The sequence below is a fragment of the Brevibacillus reuszeri genome (assembly GCF_002897295.1).
Taxonomy (GTDB): Bacteria; Bacillota; Bacilli; order Brevibacillales; family Brevibacillaceae; genus Brevibacillus; species Brevibacillus reuszeri_A.
Map to the genome: position 1 here is coordinate 105834 of NZ_BEXF01000007.1, position 16717 is coordinate 122550.

The window sequence follows — 16717 nt, forward strand, 5'->3', positions numbered from 1 at the left end:
TTTCATAGGTTAGCCCTGATGTTTTTCCAAATAGTGAAGCGCTGTACGTCCCAACAGCTCCCCAGCAATCAGCATGCAATCCTCGTCAATATCGAAGCGAGGATGGTGATGTGGATATTTTGCCAGTTTGTCCGGATTGCCAGCACCGACGAATAAATAGGCTCCCGGAACCTTTTCCAAATAGTAGGAAAAGTCTTCACCGCCCATCAACGGCTTCATCGGCTGCACACGATCTGCCCCAAACGCAGCAATAGCCGCTTCCTGGGCGATTTGCGCTTCTTTTTCATTGTTAATTACTGCAGGATAGCCGCGCTCATAATACACGGTTGCACTACCCCCGAGCATCGCCGCGGTCCCTTCTGCAATCTCTGTCAAACGCTGTTCGGCACGATCACGAACATCCGGCAAGAAGGTGCGGACTGTTCCCGTGAGGCGGCAGCTGTCGGCAATAATATTGTTGTTGTCTCCACCGTTAAATGTACCCACGGTCACGACTACACTAGCCAGTGGGCTGACGTTGCGGCTGGCAATCGTCTGCAAGCTGCCTACGATTTGCGACCCGATCACGATGGAGTCAACTGTTTCTTCCGGTACAGCACCGTGACCGCCCTGTCCTTTAATTTCGATCACGAAATCATCCGTGTTTGCCATAATCGGGCCTGGGCTGATAAATACTTTGCCCACAGGCAGCATGGACCAGAGATGAACACCAAATACTGCATCGACCCCATCAACCGCTCCATCTGCAGCCATCTGGATCGCTCCGCCTGGCGATTCTTCCTCCGCATGCTGGAACAAAAAGCGAATCTCCCCGGCAAACTGATCACGTCTGGGTGCCAAAACACTGGCCAACCCCAGCAACTGAGAGGTGTGCGCATCATGGCCACAAGCATGCATTACACCTGGAACCGTCGATTTGTACTCGACTTCTTTTTGGTCCTGGATTGGCAGAGCATCGAAGTCAGCGCGGAGGGCAACTACTGCTCCCGGCCTGCTGCCCCGAAGGACGCCTACTACGCCTCGTCCGCCTACACCTGTGCGCACTTCGTCAAAGCCTAGTCCTGTCAAAATTTCTGCTATCATCGCCGGCGTTTTCTCTTCCTGGAAAGACAGTTCTGGATGTTGATGCAGATGGCGTCGCCAGCTAATGATTTGTGGCTCCATCTCTGCCAGCAGCTCTTTTAATTGCGCTTGTAAAGACATCGTTTTTCTCCCCCCACAAGGTGCACTTTTCGTTTCTCGTCCTTTTATCATAACAGAAACGAAAGCGAAATGGGGGCTTGACTAATCGAGCGGCAGGAGACTGCGCTTTCTTCTTTCAAATATGGAAATGGCTGCAATGCCTGAACGTTTGAGCAGAGCATGTACTTCATCGAGATGCTTCCCCACCTGATCAGGGAAAAACGCATTGGACGATGTCGTGATCGGCACCTCATGATGGGCTAGCATTTCCAGCAGGCGATAGCTGGACGAAGTCTCCCTCACTGGTTGATGAAAGCCGCCTGTCGTGATTTCTGTCGCAACATTCCACCGACTGAGAGCTCGCGCCACGCGCTGGTAGTACGGCAAAAGGGCTGTCTCATCAGGGCGATAGCCGAATGCCTTGATAGCGTCTATGTGCGCAATCACGTCAAACAGTCTGCTTTCGATCGCTTGCTCCACGAGATCAAAATAACGGCTGTACAAGACAGACAAGTCCATTCGAGCAAACTTGTCCTTTGCTTCGGGATGATGAAGACAAAGGCCTTGGATGAAATGGACGGAGCCCATACATACATCCCATGGGTGAGCTTCGATGACGCCCGCTAGCACATCCTCTGCGCCCGGAAAATATTCCAGCTCGATGCCAATCCGCAGCTCCACTCCATCGTCTCTCCAGCGCTTTTTTTCTCCCTCCAAAAAAGCCGTGTAGGCGCCCAAGGAATCGTTCATTACACAATCCAGCCAGCTGCGCTGTATTTGTCCTAAGCGATCCTGAGCGAGGTGCAGCCTTTGCTCATACAGCGATCTGAATTCTTCAAACCGGTATAGATGTTCAACCATACATACCACTTCAATCCCTGCTTGCTTTGCGCGTGCCCGATACAGATCGAGCCACTCCCTTGAATAAGGACCTTGTCTGAGCCTTTTGGCAAGCTGACCGACCATCTCGTATGCCCATTCGCGTTTGCCCTGATTATGCTCATCGCCAAGCGTCGGTCCAAACGATTCAGCGAGTTGATGCAGCCACTGCGACGAGTATGGTCCTTCTTCTAGATGCACATGAAAATCAACTCTCATCCCGATCCCCTCCATGGGATTGTCCACAGCTATTTTCTATTGTTTTTATGCTGACAAAGCAGGACATATGTCGCATATCTATAGCAGGAAAATGGTGGATGAAGGGCGTATAATGAGAAATGGAATAAAAAGGAATTTGTTTTACATGAGGAATCGATTCGCAAAAAGGAGGACCTGTCATGTTGTGGATGGTTTTCGGAGGCATACTTGCATGTATTCTTGCACTCTCCTACGTCAGCAGTCTGATGAAGCAAAACCGTTATGGGCAGCCCGAGCATTTGTCTGGTGAAAGCTTACCGCGGGCACACACCATGGCGACCGATACAGAAGCACAGAACGCGAATCATTCCGTAGACAAGCCTTGATAGCGAAAGGAGGATTTGACGATGGAGACATACGCACAGCTGCGAGAAGGCTGGCTGCAGGTTCATGATGTTTCTACCGATTCAGAAAGCTTGCTGCGCCTGCATGGTTGTGAGCATACTGCCCTACATTCCAAGCACGTAGCCGAGGAGGCTGCTCGTTTGGCTAACCGTTTTGGCATTGATCCGATTTGTGCCAGGATTGCTGGATACTTGCATGACATTAGCGCGATTATCCCTAACCATCAGCGGATTGCGATTGCAGAGGAGCTCGGCATCAAGATTTTGCCCGAAGAGCGCACCTTTCCCATGATCATTCATCAGAAAATTTCAAAAGCTATAGCGCGTGATTTGTTTTCCATACAAGATGCGGCTGTATTGGATGCCATTGAGTGTCATACCACATTAAAGGCGCAGCCCTCGCGTATGGACCTTGTCCTCTTTGTTGCTGACAAGATCGCGTGGGATCAAGCAGGCACGCCACCCTATCTTCATCAGCTTCAATCTGCTTTGGACAAATCTATAGAGCACGCCGCTCTTGTCTACCTATCCTATATGTGGGAGCAGCGGGAGAAGCTTCGGGTCGTGCATCCCTGGTTGAAAGAGGCGTATAGCTACCTTTGTCAAACGAAACCATCCTTAGAAGGCAGGTGAGCACAGGTGAGTCATGTAGTAGATTACTATTCTTTCTTTGGGGAAGGGGAATGGACAAGACTTGATCGCGAGCCGCTTGAGTTTCTTATTAACTGGCACTACATGAAGCAGCACTTGCCTGAATCAGGAGCTGTGCTGGATATCGGTGCTGGCCCAGGAAAATACTCCATGCAACTAGCGAAAAAAGGCTATCAGGTAACACTTGCTGATCTCACCCCCAAGCTTGTGGACATCGCGCGTCAAAAGGCAACTGAATTTGGATTGCTGCATCAGTTTCAAGGGTTTCACGTGTCAGACGCTTGCAATCTCAGCCAATTCTCTACTGAATTCTTTGATTCCTCTCTCATGCTTGGTCCTATGTACCATTTGCAAAAGGAAGAGGATCGTGTCACTGCTGCAAGCGAGTTGTACCGTGTTACCAAAAGCGATGGGATCGTGTTTGTCGCCTTTCGCTCGAGGACTAATCAGATCATGTCCTCGTTAATGGCTCCAGAAAACTGGAAGCCCCATCATCAAATAGATGCCGTCTATGATTTTTATCAAACAGGAACCTTTAATCACGCAGAGGAAGGTCGCTTTACAGGGGCCTATTTTTATCATGTCGATGAAATTAGGCCATTTATGGAGTCTATCGGTTTTCAAACTATGCAGTTGATTGGTTCAACAAACATCGGGGCCGTTTTGACTCCGGATCACTGGCGTTATTGGCAGGAACGCGGGGAAGCAGAGAAAGTCATACAAATATTGATTGAAACAGCAAAGGATCCTGCTCTACTCGGGATGTCTTCACATCTGCTTTATATTGGGAAAAAGGGCAACTGGCTAGCAAAATAGACCTCTTGAACAACCGTGCAGCTGTTCTAAGAGGTCTTTTTCTTTTCCTATTTTCAAAGCCATTCAGAACTTATTTCTTCCGATCAAACGTATAAAACGTATGCGGAACCTGATTTTTCTCATCCACAATCCCTTCACGCTTGTCCACCATGGTGTACGCCTCGCGATCCCACTGTGGGAAAAACGTGTCGCCCTCTGTTTCCAGATCAATCTCGGTAATGTACAGGCGATCGACGACATCGAGAAATTGCCGGTAAATCTCCGCTCCCCCAAAAATGATGACGTCTCCAAGAGCCATTACCTCTTCCTTGGTATGCACGACAACGACGCCTTCAGGGTGAAAATCACGACTTCTCGTCAGTACGACATTACGCCGGTTCGGCAGTGGCTTTCCGATTGATTCGAATGTCTTGCGGCCCATCACGATCGTTTTGCCTGTCGTCAATTCCTTGACGTTTTTCAAATCAGCGGGCAGATGCCATGGCATGTCTCCATCCTTGCCAATCACTTGACCTTTCGCATACGCGACGATGAGACTGATCATACAGCCACCTCGCCTTTGATATGCGGATGAGATTCATAGTCGACGATTTCTATGTCATCAAAGGTAAAGTCAAAAATTGATTTCACGTCCGGATTGAGCTTCAGCTTTGGCAATGCCATAGGCTCACGGCTAAGCTGCAGCTTGACCTGCTCCAGATGATTCGTATACAGATGTGCATCTCCGAGCGTATGGACGAAATCGCCTGCTTCCAGGCCTGTCACATGCGCAATCATGTGAGTGAGCAGTGCATAGCTTGCGATATTGAACGGTACCCCCAAAAACGTGTCTGCACTGCGTTGATACAGCTGGCAGGAAAGCTTGCCATTTGCCACATAAAACTGAAATAGCAGGTGGCATGGTGGCAAGGCCATTTTGTCAAGCTCGGCAGGATTCCACGCGCTGACTACCAAGCGGCGCGAATCAGGGTTGCGCTTGATCTCGTCAATCACCCATTGGATCTGGTCTACCGTTTTGCCGTCGCGCCCTGCAAAAGAACGCCACTGTTTGCCGTAGACTGGCCCCAGTTCGCCGTTCTCATCGGCCCATTCGTTCCAGATGCGAACACCATTTTCCTGCAGATAGCGAATATTGGTATCTCCTGACAAAAACCACAAAAGCTCATGAATGATCGATCTCGTGTGTAATTTTTTGGTTGTTACCAAAGGAAAGCCCTCACTCAGATCAAAGCGCATTTGGTGCCCAAAAACGCTGATCGTGCCCGTACCTGTCCGGTCTTCCTTGGTGACACCCTCGTCCAAAATTCGCTGGCACAAGTCCAGATATTGTTTCATCTCGCAACACTCCTTCCACCCATCTATACTAAACCAAACCGCGGCAAAATTGAATGATGAAATCCATGCTATAATGAGCAGGATAGTTATGGCATACACACCGTATTTTAGAAAGAAGGCGTGATGGTCATGGATGAAAAAATGACGTCGTCAACCAAGCCGATCTACAAACAGATAGCAGAGAGAATTGAACAACGGATTAGCAGTGGAGAGTTTGGGCCAGGCAGCTTTTTGCCATCAGAACGCTCCTTGGCCAAAGAGCTTCACGTCAATCGTTCCACAATTGTAGCGGCGTATGATGAATTGCAGGCGGCTGGCGTCGTTGAACGCAGGCAAGGCAGCGGCACCCTCGTGAGCCGGGATATTTGGGGTCTGGCTCGCACACGCGTTCCGAATTGGCGCCATTTGACGGAGACAGGCTCCTTTCGCCCGAACCTGCCCCTGATCCAGAAAATTCGCCGGGAAACACATGAGCATGAACTGATCGATCTGGCAAGTGGTGAGCTGTCACCGGATCTCGTTCCCCACCAATCCATCAAGCAATTAATGACTGCCAATGATTTTCCCGATCATTTGGGCTACGAGCATCCACTTGGGAACTGGTCCTTGCGCGAAACCTTGAGTGGACATATGAAGACATGGAGAAGCATCGATGCGCCTCCCACCTCGATACTTGTTACCTCTGGCGCACAACAGGCACTGCATCTAGTTGTACAATGTCTGCTCAAGCCAGGCGATGCTGTAGCCATCGAGGAGCCTTCGTATTGCTACTCGCTGCCGCTCTTTCATTCTGCCGGCTTACGCACGTTTCCGCTGCCGATGGACGATGAGGGGATCGATCCGGATCAGCTGGCAGATTTGCATCGCAAGCATCGGATCAAAATGGTATTTCTCAATCCCAACTTTCAAAATCCAACAGGTACCTTGCTGTCGCTTCCGAGACGAATTCGGCTTCTTGAAATCTCGGCTGAAAACGGGATTCCCATTATCGAGGATGATCCATACAGTCTGACATCCTTTTCCAATGAGCCTGTTCCCACTCTAAAATCGCTCGACAAGCATGGCACCGTCCTCTATATCAGCTCGTTGACGAAGATCGTAGCGTCGGGCCTTCGCATCGGCTGGATTGTCGGCCCTCAAACCGTCATCGAGCGACTGGCTGATGCCAAGCAGCAATTTGATTTCGGGCATAGCATCTTTCCTCAGTGGCTAGCTGACCGCTTCTTGCAGTCACCTGATTTTGTCCATCATATTAACAAGCTGCGCACACAGTTATCCATCCGCTGCGATCAGCTGGCTTTTTCCTTGCAGGATCAGTTTGAAGATCAGGTCAAGCTGATCAGTCCAGAGGGCGGCATCCATTTGTGGTGTCAGCTGGCTGGCGATTGGAGCGAGCAGCGCTTGCTTACCGAGTCGGTAAAACGGGGTGTCGTCTTTGTTCCCGGCCATCTCTTTGGGGCGCAAAAGGGGTTTGTCCGCTTCACCTTTGGTCGTGCCGAGCTGGATTATATCCCCGAAGCAGTCGCCCGTTTTAAAGATGCTTTCACTACCAGTGGATGAGCAAAAAAACCTTGAAGTGGATGACCATTTTTTTCGTTGATCGTTATATGATCGAAGAAAGAAAACATAAGCATCCCCGGATACGCAAGCGGAGGATGACTGTTATCTGCAGAAAGGACGATACACTACTATGTCAGTTACGCCATTTATTATTGCTGTTTTCGTTCTGGTTTTCGTCGCTTTCGTTTTGACCTTCCGCATCGGACTCAATCCAGAAGAAGCTACCAACCGAAGCTTTGTACATCGTTCGCGGAACCTGCTTCTTATTTATGGGATCATTACCTTGATTCTGCTGATTGCCTTGTCAGTCTATCTCTATAATCTATAGGCGCAACAAAGACGCCGTCCCATCCAAAAAGATGAGATGGCGTCTAGATTATGGAGAGGTATAAAGTCACCCTGTTGCTACTGTCAGGATATATCCCTACACTGCTTTGCGAGCTACGTTTGCTGCTTGCAGTCCTCGCTGTCCATTCACGATTTCGAACACGACCTGCTCGCCTTCTTCCAGGTTACGATAACCTGATCCAGTAATGGCGGAATAGTGAACGAAAACGTCAGGACCTCCTTCTCTCTCAATAAAGCCATAGCCTTTTTCTTTGCTGAACCATTTTACTTTCCCTTGAATCATTGTGTTTCCTCCCTGTAATCAATGCAGCTCTTACGCTTACCCCATCATATGCGGATGGCTAGAAAGTGGAGATACACCATCACAAATTTTCACGACAAATATGCACGATTTCTTATATAACGAAACGTTTCCCTTTTCTGTTCGTAAATAATGAGTAAGACCAGTAGCAAAAAAGGGGGACATAGATGATGCGCAAGGCATTGATTGTTGTTTGCGCGTTGATGCTTACCGCCTGTTCGGAAATTTCCGAAGGGGTACAGACAGCACAGCAGGCCGTAGAAACAGGGAAACAGGCCATAGAAACAGGAAAACAGGTGGTTGAGGCAGGCAAACAGCTGGCAGAATCAGAGGTAGCCCAACAATTAAAAACGTATTTACAGCAAAAATACGAGTCCTCGGAGCAATTACGCAACGCCATGTTTAGTGGAGACGGTAAGCTTTTGACCGAGGAATTGCAAAAAACAGAGCTGGCGAACTTCAGTTTTTACAAATCGGATTTGTTTTCAGTGGAGTACAAGGGTCAACTAAATGCAGATGGTACCTTTAAGGTCGTTAAACAAGATTTGAGCAACCCGAATGCAGAGCCAACTGTCGTGAAAGAATTCAAGGTCAGCTTGGATAACAGTGGTCAAGTTCAGGTAGAATAAGGATATTGAGCAAGTCAAAAGCCTGCGTAAGCGAAAACGCAGGCTTTTTTATTTTGATTAAAAACTTTTTATTGAAGCTCTACGAAATTTTCAGTATTTCCTTATAGATTTTTATAAATATACATGATATTGTGTATTTTGTTCATATTATTTTTATAAATATTAAACACAACAAGAGGTGCTGCCAATGAATATGCTGCTCACGTCCATTATTGTGTACATGGCCGGAATGCTTTTAATCGGTTATTACGCCTACAAGCGTACCTCCAATTTGACGGACTACATGCTTGGCGGTCGTTCACTCGGGCCAGCGGTCACTGCACTAAGTGCAGGCGCCTCCGATATGAGTGGCTGGCTGATGATGGGCCTTCCAGGTGCGATGTTTGCCCAAGGGTTAAGCGCTTCCTGGATCGCCATCGGTCTGACACTCGGCGCATATGCAAACTGGCTCTATGTCGCTCCCCGCTTGCGTACGTACACGGAGGTCGCCAACAACTCTATTACCATTCCTGCTTTTTTAGAAAACCGCTTCGGGGACGGGTCCCGGATGCTGCGCCTCGTCTCTGCTCTTGTTATCATGATCTTTTTTACGTTCTATGTCTCATCCGGTCTTGTCTCTGGTGGCGTTTTGTTCGAAAACACGTTTCACATGAACTATCATACTGGTTTGTGGATCGTCGGGCTGGTGACGATCGCATACACGCTGTTTGGCGGGTTTCTCGCGGTTAGCTGGACGGATGCGGTACAAGGCATGATCATGGTGCTTGCCCTGATTATGGTTCCTCTCGTTACACTGCTGACTGTCGGTGGCATCGGACCTACCTTTACCGAAATTCATGCGATTGATCCTTCTTTGCTCGATATTTTTAAAGGGACGAGCCTCGTCGGAATTATTTCCTTGTTCGCATGGGGACTCGGTTACTTCGGGCAGCCACATATCATCGTCCGTTTTATGGCGATTACCTCTACCAAAGAAATTAAAAAAGCGCGCAGTATCGGCATGAGCTGGATGATTTTTTCCGTTGCTGGCGCTATGCTAACCGGTCTAATCGGTATCGCGCTTTATTCCAAGCAAGGCTGGACACTCAGCGATCCGGAAACGATCTTCATTCAATTAGGAACAATTCTGTTCCATCCACTGATCACCGGGTTTCTGCTTGCAGCGATTCTCGCTGCGATCATGAGTACGATTTCTTCCCAATTGCTCGTGACCTCCAGCTCTTTGACCGAGGACATTTTCAAAACGTTTTTGAAGCGCTCCGCATCAGACAAGGAGCTGGTCATGGTTGGCCGCTTCTCCGTTCTGCTTGTAGCCGTTATTGCCTTTTTACTCGCTCTGAATAAAAACGATACGATTCTCGATCTTGTAGGCTACGCGTGGGCTGGTTTTGGAGCTTCGTTTGGTCCCGTCATTCTCTTGTCTCTCTACTGGAAGCGCATGAATAAATGGGGTGCTCTTGCCGGAATGATCGGCGGTGCCTTGACCGTCATCATCTGGACCCGTTTCGATGTATTAAAGGACTTTTTGTATGAGATGGTGCCTGGTTTTGCAGTTAGCCTGCTTGCCATCGTGATTGTAAGCCATCTGACAAGTAAGCCTTCGAACGAAGTATCCCAGCAGTTTGACAAGTACAAAAGCATGACAGAATAATTTCGTGCCCCCTTTCGTTGAACGATCGTTCAACATGAAGGGGGCATTTCTTTGAAACTGCTCTTTCAAAAAGGATGATTTCCTGACATTTTAGAGCTATGAATTGGAGCCAGCTTGTTTTACATTTATTGTAACCAAGAGACTAGTAAGGAGAGAGGAGTACATAAATGAACGTACATCTACAAGGCAAAAAAGTGGTACTTCGCGATATCAGACCTGAGGATGTCCCAGAAATTTACTATTGGAAATACGAAGCAGAAGATCGCGAGCATCTCAACTGGAATGGACCATACAAACCTTTAGACCCGCTCACAAAAGAAGAATATGTCAGTCTCCCCCGCTACGCCGAATCATTGGCGCTTGTGGGAACGGATGCCGCTCGAACCGAGCTAATCATCGAGATAGATGGGCAGCTAAAAGGCAGCGTGGGTCGCTACTGGATATCTGAAGAAACAAACTGGTGCGAAATTGGCATCGTCATTTACGACTCGCGGTACTGGTCGAATGGATACGGCCGTGAAGCTTTCCAAATGTGGATCGATTACTTGTTTACACACATGGATACGGTCCGTCTGGGGATTGGCACCTGGTCTGGAAATGAGCGCATGATGCGGCTGGCAGCTTACTGCGGAATGATCGAGGAAGCGCGGGTTCGCAAAGCAAGAATTGTGCGCGGAGAGTACTATGACGCAATCAAGATGGGGATGCTGCGCGAGGAATGGGAAGCACGCCAGGCATAGGTGGGCAAAACCATGTGGATTTGGAAAAGAAGAGAGCCCTCCTTTGTAGAAAAACCTGCAAAGAGGGCTCATCTTTATTTCGATCAAGAACGTGAATCGTTCCTTGGATCAGTAGTATTCTTCGTTTCATGAAGCGGTGGCACAACCGCCGAGATATCAATGATCTCTGGCGGCATACTAAATTGATGACCGCAGGTTGGGCAAAATTTTGTTTCGAGGGCGACGATCTTTCCGCAAGCGCACTCCTTTTCGTTGTTCAGCTCCTTGATTTTGATATGGAGCTGCTTGATTTCCCCCTGTATCGTCACAATCTCTTCGCAGTAGCCTTCGATTTCGGGTGTAGCTGTCACTGCTTGATTTCGGGAGAACCGCTCAAAAACGACCTCACCAATCTTGGCTTGCTTTTCTTCTACCTGCTTTTGCAAGTCCTGTGCCTGGAGCTTCAGGCGATTGATTTCCACGACCGTCTTTGCCTTTTGCCCTGCATCGGTTACTCCCTGCTTCAATTTATCTAGAAAGCTCATATGGACCTCCTCTCTTCTTCTCTGGCGAACACCTTTTGCTTCGTGCCTTGCCTGATTTCATCCACGTTTTATTACTCTATATGGATATGGATATTCGTCATTGCTCCAGCCGATTACTGCGGTACTAGCGTTGGCTGTCCGCTGTCAGTACGTCAGGCTGTTCGCCCTCTTTTTCCTCTCGTGATGTGTAAAATACCTTCAATCAATGCCACGACGAGCAAAGAGATGCCAAACAAAGGCATGATCACTCCTAAAACCACAACAAAACTGAGGAACCCAAAGGAAATTGGGCTGGAAACCTTTGGTGGAGCAAACTCCTGCTTCTCTGCCTTGCGTGATAGCCATGTCTTAATACCCCAGAAAATAACAAGCAGGAAAGCGAGGCAAACAACCGTATTCAGCAGCTTATTTGCCCAACCAAACAAATGTCCCTCATGCAATGGAATTCCCCACGTAAACCATTTTGCTAAAATGCCATAATCTTCATAGCCAGTTTGCGCAATCAATCTTCCACTATACTGATCGAAATAGGCGGTCATTTCCTCATAAGGACTGACATCCAAGCCTGTAACTCCTGTATTGCTGCTTTTGGACACGGTGTACACACCATCATCGCTGCCTGGATAAACAATGGAATATGGTTTGGAGATGCGAGCTTCCTCTATTTTTTGCATCAGCTGTTCAATCGGCAGCCGATTGCTTTCATTGGTCAATTCTGTAGCAGCATTCATCCCGCCGTGATGAGCATGTGCATCGGTAGAGGCTGGCGCTTCATTTTTACGGGTAGCCCATGGAACCTCGCTCATGTCAGAAGTGAGTGCCTCTACCTGCGGCTGCCCGAGTGAAGGATATTTTTGCGAGGCTGTGTAAATGAAATCTCCCATAAAGGCAGACCAGGGCAAGCCGGTAAAAATAATGATGATCATCGGAATCGTAATGATCGTTCCAACAATCGCGTGACGCTTCTTTTTGCTTTGTCGCGGCGACAGCTTCGGGCTTTGCTTCCAAACTCGCCCTTTGAAGGTCAGGTAGAGGCCAGACACTAGTAAAAATATCGCCCAGGTTGCCGCCAGCTCGACCAGATAATTCACGACGGTTCCACCCACAAAGAGTGAGCTGTGCGTCTCGCGCATCACATTGGAAAAGGTGTACCTGGCATCCTGACTGCCGATCGTTTGGTTTTGCTCATCCAAAAATACGTACTTTTGCTCACCCGCAGCATTTTTCATGGTCAGGCGCGTATTGTATGGCTCATCTAGCATAATGACCTTGGAAACAGCAAAGCCATCGAATTGGTCCCTCGCCTGTTTGATCCCCTCATCTACCGTGAGCGTTTCTGTCTTGCTGCTTTTTCCAAAAAACAAATCCGCGTACGCCCTGTTTTCCACATCCGTGTAAAACAAATAGCCGATGCCGCTAAGCGTCAGTGTGATCAGTAGCGGTGTAATAAACAGCGCCGCATAAAAATGCCACCGCCAGAACCGATTGTAATTGCCCATTTCCACTTCTCCCCCATGTCGATTTCGCCCGAGACCTGCCGCCCATTTACGTTGCCGCAATGATTCGTCTGGGCTTCATTTATGAAGAGTATAAAATTTTTACGGGCTCAAGCTGAATGACTCGACATGGCTATTTTCGATAGCAATTGTGGCGGCTGCGTGAAAAGAATGTGAAAAAGGTGTGCCAAAAAAGCCCAGGGAGCACGACTGAAGGCGCTCTCTGGGCTTTTTTCTTCTTTGCTCTATGCTGTTACAGTGGCGGCAAATCTGCCTTACGCTAGCTCAGCAGCTACGCGATTCATCTTGGCTTCCAGCTCACCCAGATCGACATTCATATCGAGTGCAGCAAAAACACCTGTGAAATAGGCGTCGATTTGCTCGATGACACGCGCACGCTCGCCAGCTGCCATTTCGGTAAACAGCGTTTGGAACTGCTGATCGAGCTGCTCACTGCCAGTCGCCACATAAGCAGCTACCGGATCTTGCAGACGCTTTTCCAAGTCTTCACGCATCTTCACCTTGCCATCCTGCTCAAAAAAGTCCTTCGTATTTTTAAACAGGGAGAGCGCTGGCTGGAATGCAGCCTGTGCCACAGGCAGGTCCTCAGCAAAGGAAAGCGTCTCAACTTGACGTGCCTGGTAGGGAGCCAGTGTCAGGCTAGTAGCGTGGGTTTGAACATCCTTTTGCCATGCCTGCACCAACGAAACACCCTGCTTGTTGATGAACTTTTCCAGACGCAGTGTAGTTGCACGCAGCTCCTGTGCCAAATCGTAGCTGATGGAGCGCAACAGGTCAGTCAGACAGCCTTGTAGCGCCTGCTTCAGGTTACGGCCATCTTCTTTAAGAACAGCCGGATTAAACGCAAAATTATAAAGCTCAGCGAATCGGAAAAAGAGGCGCTGCTTCACGTAATAAACCAATTCTTCCCGCTCTTTTGCCAAATCACGCTCCAGTGAGGTAGTTGACAAGGCTTCTACTGCTGAGAGGGCTGCCGTTTGTGCTGCGGTTGCCGCCTCCCGACGTGCCAGACGCTCGCTTTCACCGGATTGCGCCATCCGCATGAATTCACTCAAGGTATCGTATGCCCGGCGGATTTCACCCACGGCTGCGTTCACAGCAATCTGAGTCAGCTCTTCAATCGTAAAGCGCAGGAAATCTGCTTCAAATGAAGCCATACCAGACAGCTTGAAAGCCTCATCGGCAGCCATCAGCGCCTCGCCTTCCGCTGTTTGCGTGCGTTGACGGTATACTTTTTCAGCCGATGCCGCCAGCTTGCCTTTTTCGTGCATACGCGCCAGCAGTGCGGTCTGACTGGAAACCGGATAAATTCGCGGCAAACGAATTCCGCAGGTCAACAGGTTTTTCTCCACATGGGTAATCACGCCTTGCAGCTCTTCCTCCGATGCAGCCAAATCAGCTGCATTGACAATAAAGAACATTTTGTCCATCTCAAACGTATCTTTTACACGTCCCATCTGCAGCAAAAACTCGCGATCCGCTTGTGCAAACGCGTGGTTATAGTAAGTAACAAACAACACGGCATCCGCATTTTTCATATATTCAAAGGCAACACCTGTATGACGCGCATTGATCGAGTCAGCACCAGGCGTATCTACCAAAACAATACCTTGGTCAGTCAACGGGCAGGAGTAGAACAGCTCGATGTACTCAGCAAAACATGCTTTTTCTTCCTTGGCTACAAAACCTTTAAATGCCTGCATGTCAACCAGCAGCTCGCCACCCAGATGACTTGCCATGTCTCCCAAGCCCTTTGTGACGGCCTTCAGGAAGGTATAGTGCGGCTTCGCTGTTGGTGGGATTTGTGTAACATCAATGTTGCCCAGCTCAGCAAGTGCGTCTTCCAGCCCGCTTGCGGACAGGCCAAATACAGCAAGGGAACGAAGCACGTCCTGCTCGATTGCCTCTCTTTCCTTCAGTACAACGCGCACAGTCCCATGTGGATGCGCTTCATCCGGGGGCATGATTTTGTTAATCGCTGCTGTCGTCGGGTTTGGCGACACTGGCAGCACGAGATCACCCATCAATGCGTTGGCAAAGGATGATTTTCCGGCACTGAACGCCCCGAACAATGCCACAGTAAAACGGTTGGCTGTAAGGCGGTCTGCACGATCCAGCATAGCCTCCGCTTGCGCCTGCATACCTGGCACGGAGGTAATTACTGTACTTGTACGGCGCAAGCGCTCTGCTGCAGCCACTAGTTTGTCTCGTAGTTGATTCATGATTCCTTGTCTCCTTCACGCATGATCGCCTGCAAGCGTTCTTTTGCTGCTTCTTCGCCCGCAGCGAGGCTAGCAAGCTTTTGGTGTACATCAGCCAGCTCACGTAGTGCCGCGAGCTTCTCATGCCCAGCCGCACCCTCTGACCTCGCCTGCTCTTCCAATCGTGCTACTACCTGCTCGATGAAAGCAAGACCGACACGTCTGTACTCCAGCTTGATGCCAGCAGAAATATCGTTACAGTAATTCATGACATATTCACGCGATTGTGCCCCATCCTTGATGTGCTTGGCGAGAAACTCGGAGGTAATCTCGATTTTGGTCGCATGGACACGAGCATGATACTCGTCATCACGGATGTCATACACTTGTGGTTGTTTTCCCATCAGTTCTTTGAAATGGAAGTCGAGATTACCCGCCACCTTCTCACGGAACTCTGCCAGCAACACTTCTTCACGACGCGTACGCTCTTCCTCTGTCTTTTTGCCCGCGAATAAAAAGCCCAGCTTGAATCCAGGCTTGCGACTCTCCAAATAGCTCTCTGCCGCCTCGTTTGTGCTGTAATAGGTCAAACGAGCGTTGTCGAGCAAAACGCCCAAGTCCTTCTCCATCTGTCTGCGTGCTTCCTGCGAACGATTCTCCAGTGCTTTTACATGCGACTGCGCCTCTTGCAGAGCAGCTGCAACTTCTTGTGCACTTCGGCTGTCAACACCTGCTACCTCCAGGCTGTCCAGCTTGCTTTCCAGCTCTTGACGGCTGCTTGCCTGGCTTGCTTTTAATACCTGGATGTGTTCGTCAATCAGATGTGCCGCTGCACTGCGTACACTTTCTGCAACCAGCTCTTCGCGATCCTTGATTAGCTTACCGAGCATGAGTCTGAACTCTTCATACTGATTCTCCAGATGATCCGGCTCAGCAAGTGAAGTGTAGTAAATGCCGTCTGGCTTGATATTCCAGGTAGCAAAAGCTTCTTCCACACTTTCCTTGTAGCTGTCAAAGTCCAGCTCGAAGTCCAGGTGCTTGTCGATCATGTTGACGACCAAATAAACCGGTTTGCCCCGGTCTTTCAGCGTTTTGGTGAAATTGAAGTTTTCCTCTGCCTGCACATGGTTGTAATCCATCATGTAGATGACGACATCCGCCAAATGAAGCGCTGATTCTGTCGCGATTTTGTGTGCTGCATCAGTAGAGTCGATACCTGGTGTATCCAGCAGGCTCGAATACTCATCCAAAAATGTGCCCGGATACGAAACCTCAACGGATTCGACGGTATCTCCATCTACAGCAAACTGCTTCAGCTTTTCCATTTCGGTATCTGGATCAAAGGTAATGACGCCGTTTGCATTTGTATACACACGAGCTGCCTTTTCGCCACCACGAATCTTCACGACATTTGCACTCGTTGGAATCGGATTGGACGGCAGCAGTTTTACTCCGAGGAGTGTATTGATCATCGTCGATTTCCCTGCAGAAAAGTGTCCGCAAAAAGCGATGTTCAGCTCCGCCCGCTTCGTTTTGTCAGCCAGCTGCAACAGCTTGGCAGGTGTTGTCTTGTCACCTTGTTCCTTCATCTGTTCAGCTAATTGTTCCCATGTATGTGCAAGCCGGGAAAAATCCGTTTCCCGTACCAATACCTGGCTATTAAGCACTACTATCCCACCCTCTCCAGTATTCCTGCTCTCTCTACTACTCTCTATTCTACCATGCCGAATGTATCATACCTTATGGGGTTGTTCAATTCTTTGTATGAAAGTTTATCCGTG

Annotated in this window: 17 protein-coding genes; 8 read left to right on the forward strand and 9 right to left on the reverse strand. The window is 49.0% G+C overall.

Annotated features, from left to right (window positions below):
* Window positions 1-9: 9 nt before the first annotated feature.
* Both C3B52_RS13300 and C3B52_RS13305 read right to left on the reverse strand, forming a co-directional pair.
* Window positions 10-1203 (reverse strand): M20 metallopeptidase family protein, encoded by a 1194-nt coding sequence (locus C3B52_RS13300; protein WP_103106573.1) that lies wholly within the window; start codon window positions 1201-1203, stop codon window positions 10-12.
* An 81-nt stretch (window positions 1204-1284) separates the two neighbouring features.
* Window positions 1285-2280 carry a PHP domain-containing protein gene (locus C3B52_RS13305; RefSeq protein ID WP_103106574.1) on the reverse strand — a complete coding sequence of 332 codons (996 nt, stop codon included), beginning with the start codon at window positions 2278-2280 and terminating at the stop codon, window positions 1285-1287.
* Window positions 2281-2459: 179 nt separating this feature from the next.
* Between C3B52_RS13305 and C3B52_RS13310 the strand changes: the two genes are divergently transcribed.
* From C3B52_RS13310 to C3B52_RS13320, 3 genes are read left to right on the forward strand one after another with little or no spacing between them, the layout of a single operon-like run.
* On the forward strand, window positions 2460-2645 hold the full coding sequence (locus C3B52_RS13310; protein ID WP_103106575.1) for a hypothetical protein: 186 nt from the start codon (window positions 2460-2462) through the stop codon (window positions 2643-2645).
* A gap of 21 nt (window positions 2646-2666) precedes the next feature.
* The gene (yqeK, locus tag C3B52_RS13315; protein ID WP_103106576.1) at window positions 2667-3296 is read left to right on the forward strand and encodes a bis(5'-nucleosyl)-tetraphosphatase (symmetrical) YqeK; all 630 of its coding nucleotides are present in this window, start codon (window positions 2667-2669) and stop codon (window positions 3294-3296) included.
* Window positions 3297-3302: 6 nt separating this feature from the next.
* The gene (locus tag C3B52_RS13320) at window positions 3303-4130 is read left to right on the forward strand and encodes a class I SAM-dependent methyltransferase (RefSeq protein ID WP_103106577.1); all 828 of its coding nucleotides are present in this window, start codon (window positions 3303-3305) and stop codon (window positions 4128-4130) included.
* 70 nt (window positions 4131-4200) lie between these two features.
* On the opposite strand, the gene C3B52_RS13325 is transcribed toward C3B52_RS13320, so the two are convergent.
* Together C3B52_RS13325 and C3B52_RS13330 are read right to left on the reverse strand one after the other, a co-directional pair.
* Window positions 4201-4674 carry a dihydrofolate reductase gene (locus tag C3B52_RS13325; protein WP_103106578.1) on the reverse strand — a complete coding sequence of 158 codons (474 nt, stop codon included), beginning with the start codon at window positions 4672-4674 and terminating at the stop codon, window positions 4201-4203.
* Window positions 4671-5465, reverse strand: coding sequence for a thymidylate synthase (locus tag C3B52_RS13330; protein ID WP_103106579.1), 795 nt, complete (start codon window positions 5463-5465; stop codon window positions 4671-4673). Before C3B52_RS13330 ends, C3B52_RS13325 begins: the two co-directional genes overlap by 4 nt.
* A 129-nt stretch (window positions 5466-5594) precedes the next feature.
* Here C3B52_RS13330 and pdxR point away from each other — a divergent pair, with 129 nt between their 5' ends.
* Window positions 5595-7025, forward strand: coding sequence for a MocR-like pyridoxine biosynthesis transcription factor PdxR (gene pdxR, locus C3B52_RS13335; protein ID WP_103106580.1), 1431 nt, complete (start codon window positions 5595-5597; stop codon window positions 7023-7025).
* Between the two features lie 130 nt (window positions 7026-7155).
* Entirely contained in the window at window positions 7156-7353 is a 198-nt protein-coding gene (locus C3B52_RS13340) for a hypothetical protein (RefSeq protein ID WP_103106581.1), read from the forward strand.
* 96 nt (window positions 7354-7449) lie between these two features.
* Here the strand turns inward: C3B52_RS13340 and C3B52_RS13345 are convergent, their stop codons facing one another.
* Window positions 7450-7656, reverse strand: a complete 207-nt coding sequence (locus tag C3B52_RS13345; protein ID WP_103106582.1) for a cold-shock protein — start codon at window positions 7654-7656, stop codon at window positions 7450-7452.
* A 185-nt stretch (window positions 7657-7841) separates the two neighbouring features.
* Here C3B52_RS13345 and C3B52_RS13350 point away from each other — a divergent pair, with 185 nt between their 5' ends.
* The 3 genes from C3B52_RS13350 (at window position 7842) to C3B52_RS13360 (ending at window position 10694) form a co-directional block, all read left to right on the forward strand.
* Window positions 7842-8303 carry a hypothetical protein gene (locus C3B52_RS13350; protein ID WP_235615701.1) on the forward strand — a complete coding sequence of 154 codons (462 nt, stop codon included), beginning with the start codon at window positions 7842-7844 and terminating at the stop codon, window positions 8301-8303.
* A 187-nt stretch (window positions 8304-8490) separates the two neighbouring features.
* Window positions 8491-9954: a sodium/proline symporter PutP gene (gene putP, locus C3B52_RS13355; RefSeq protein ID WP_164684776.1), complete on the forward strand. Its 1464-nt coding sequence runs from the start codon at window positions 8491-8493 to the stop codon at window positions 9952-9954.
* A 167-nt stretch (window positions 9955-10121) separates the two neighbouring features.
* Window positions 10122-10694: a GNAT family N-acetyltransferase gene (locus C3B52_RS13360; RefSeq protein ID WP_103106584.1), complete on the forward strand. Its 573-nt coding sequence runs from the start codon at window positions 10122-10124 to the stop codon at window positions 10692-10694.
* An 83-nt stretch (window positions 10695-10777) separates the two neighbouring features.
* Here the strand turns inward: C3B52_RS13360 and C3B52_RS13365 are convergent, their stop codons facing one another.
* The 4 genes from C3B52_RS13365 to C3B52_RS13380 all read right to left on the reverse strand — a co-directional run bounded on the left by C3B52_RS13365 (window position 10778) and on the right by C3B52_RS13380 (window position 16603).
* The gene (locus C3B52_RS13365; protein WP_103106585.1) at window positions 10778-11218 is read right to left on the reverse strand and encodes a zinc ribbon domain-containing protein; all 441 of its coding nucleotides are present in this window, start codon (window positions 11216-11218) and stop codon (window positions 10778-10780) included.
* Between the two features lie 152 nt (window positions 11219-11370).
* Window positions 11371-12717, reverse strand: a complete 1347-nt coding sequence (locus C3B52_RS13370; protein ID WP_103106586.1) for a PepSY-associated TM helix domain-containing protein — start codon at window positions 12715-12717, stop codon at window positions 11371-11373.
* 272 nt (window positions 12718-12989) lie between these two features.
* Entirely contained in the window at window positions 12990-14957 is a 1968-nt protein-coding gene (locus tag C3B52_RS13375; RefSeq protein ID WP_103106587.1) for a dynamin family protein, read from the reverse strand.
* Window positions 14954-16603 carry a dynamin family protein gene (locus tag C3B52_RS13380; RefSeq protein WP_103106588.1) on the reverse strand — a complete coding sequence of 550 codons (1650 nt, stop codon included), beginning with the start codon at window positions 16601-16603 and terminating at the stop codon, window positions 14954-14956. Before C3B52_RS13380 ends, C3B52_RS13375 begins: the two co-directional genes overlap by 4 nt.
* Between the last annotated feature and the right edge of the window lie 114 nt (window positions 16604-16717).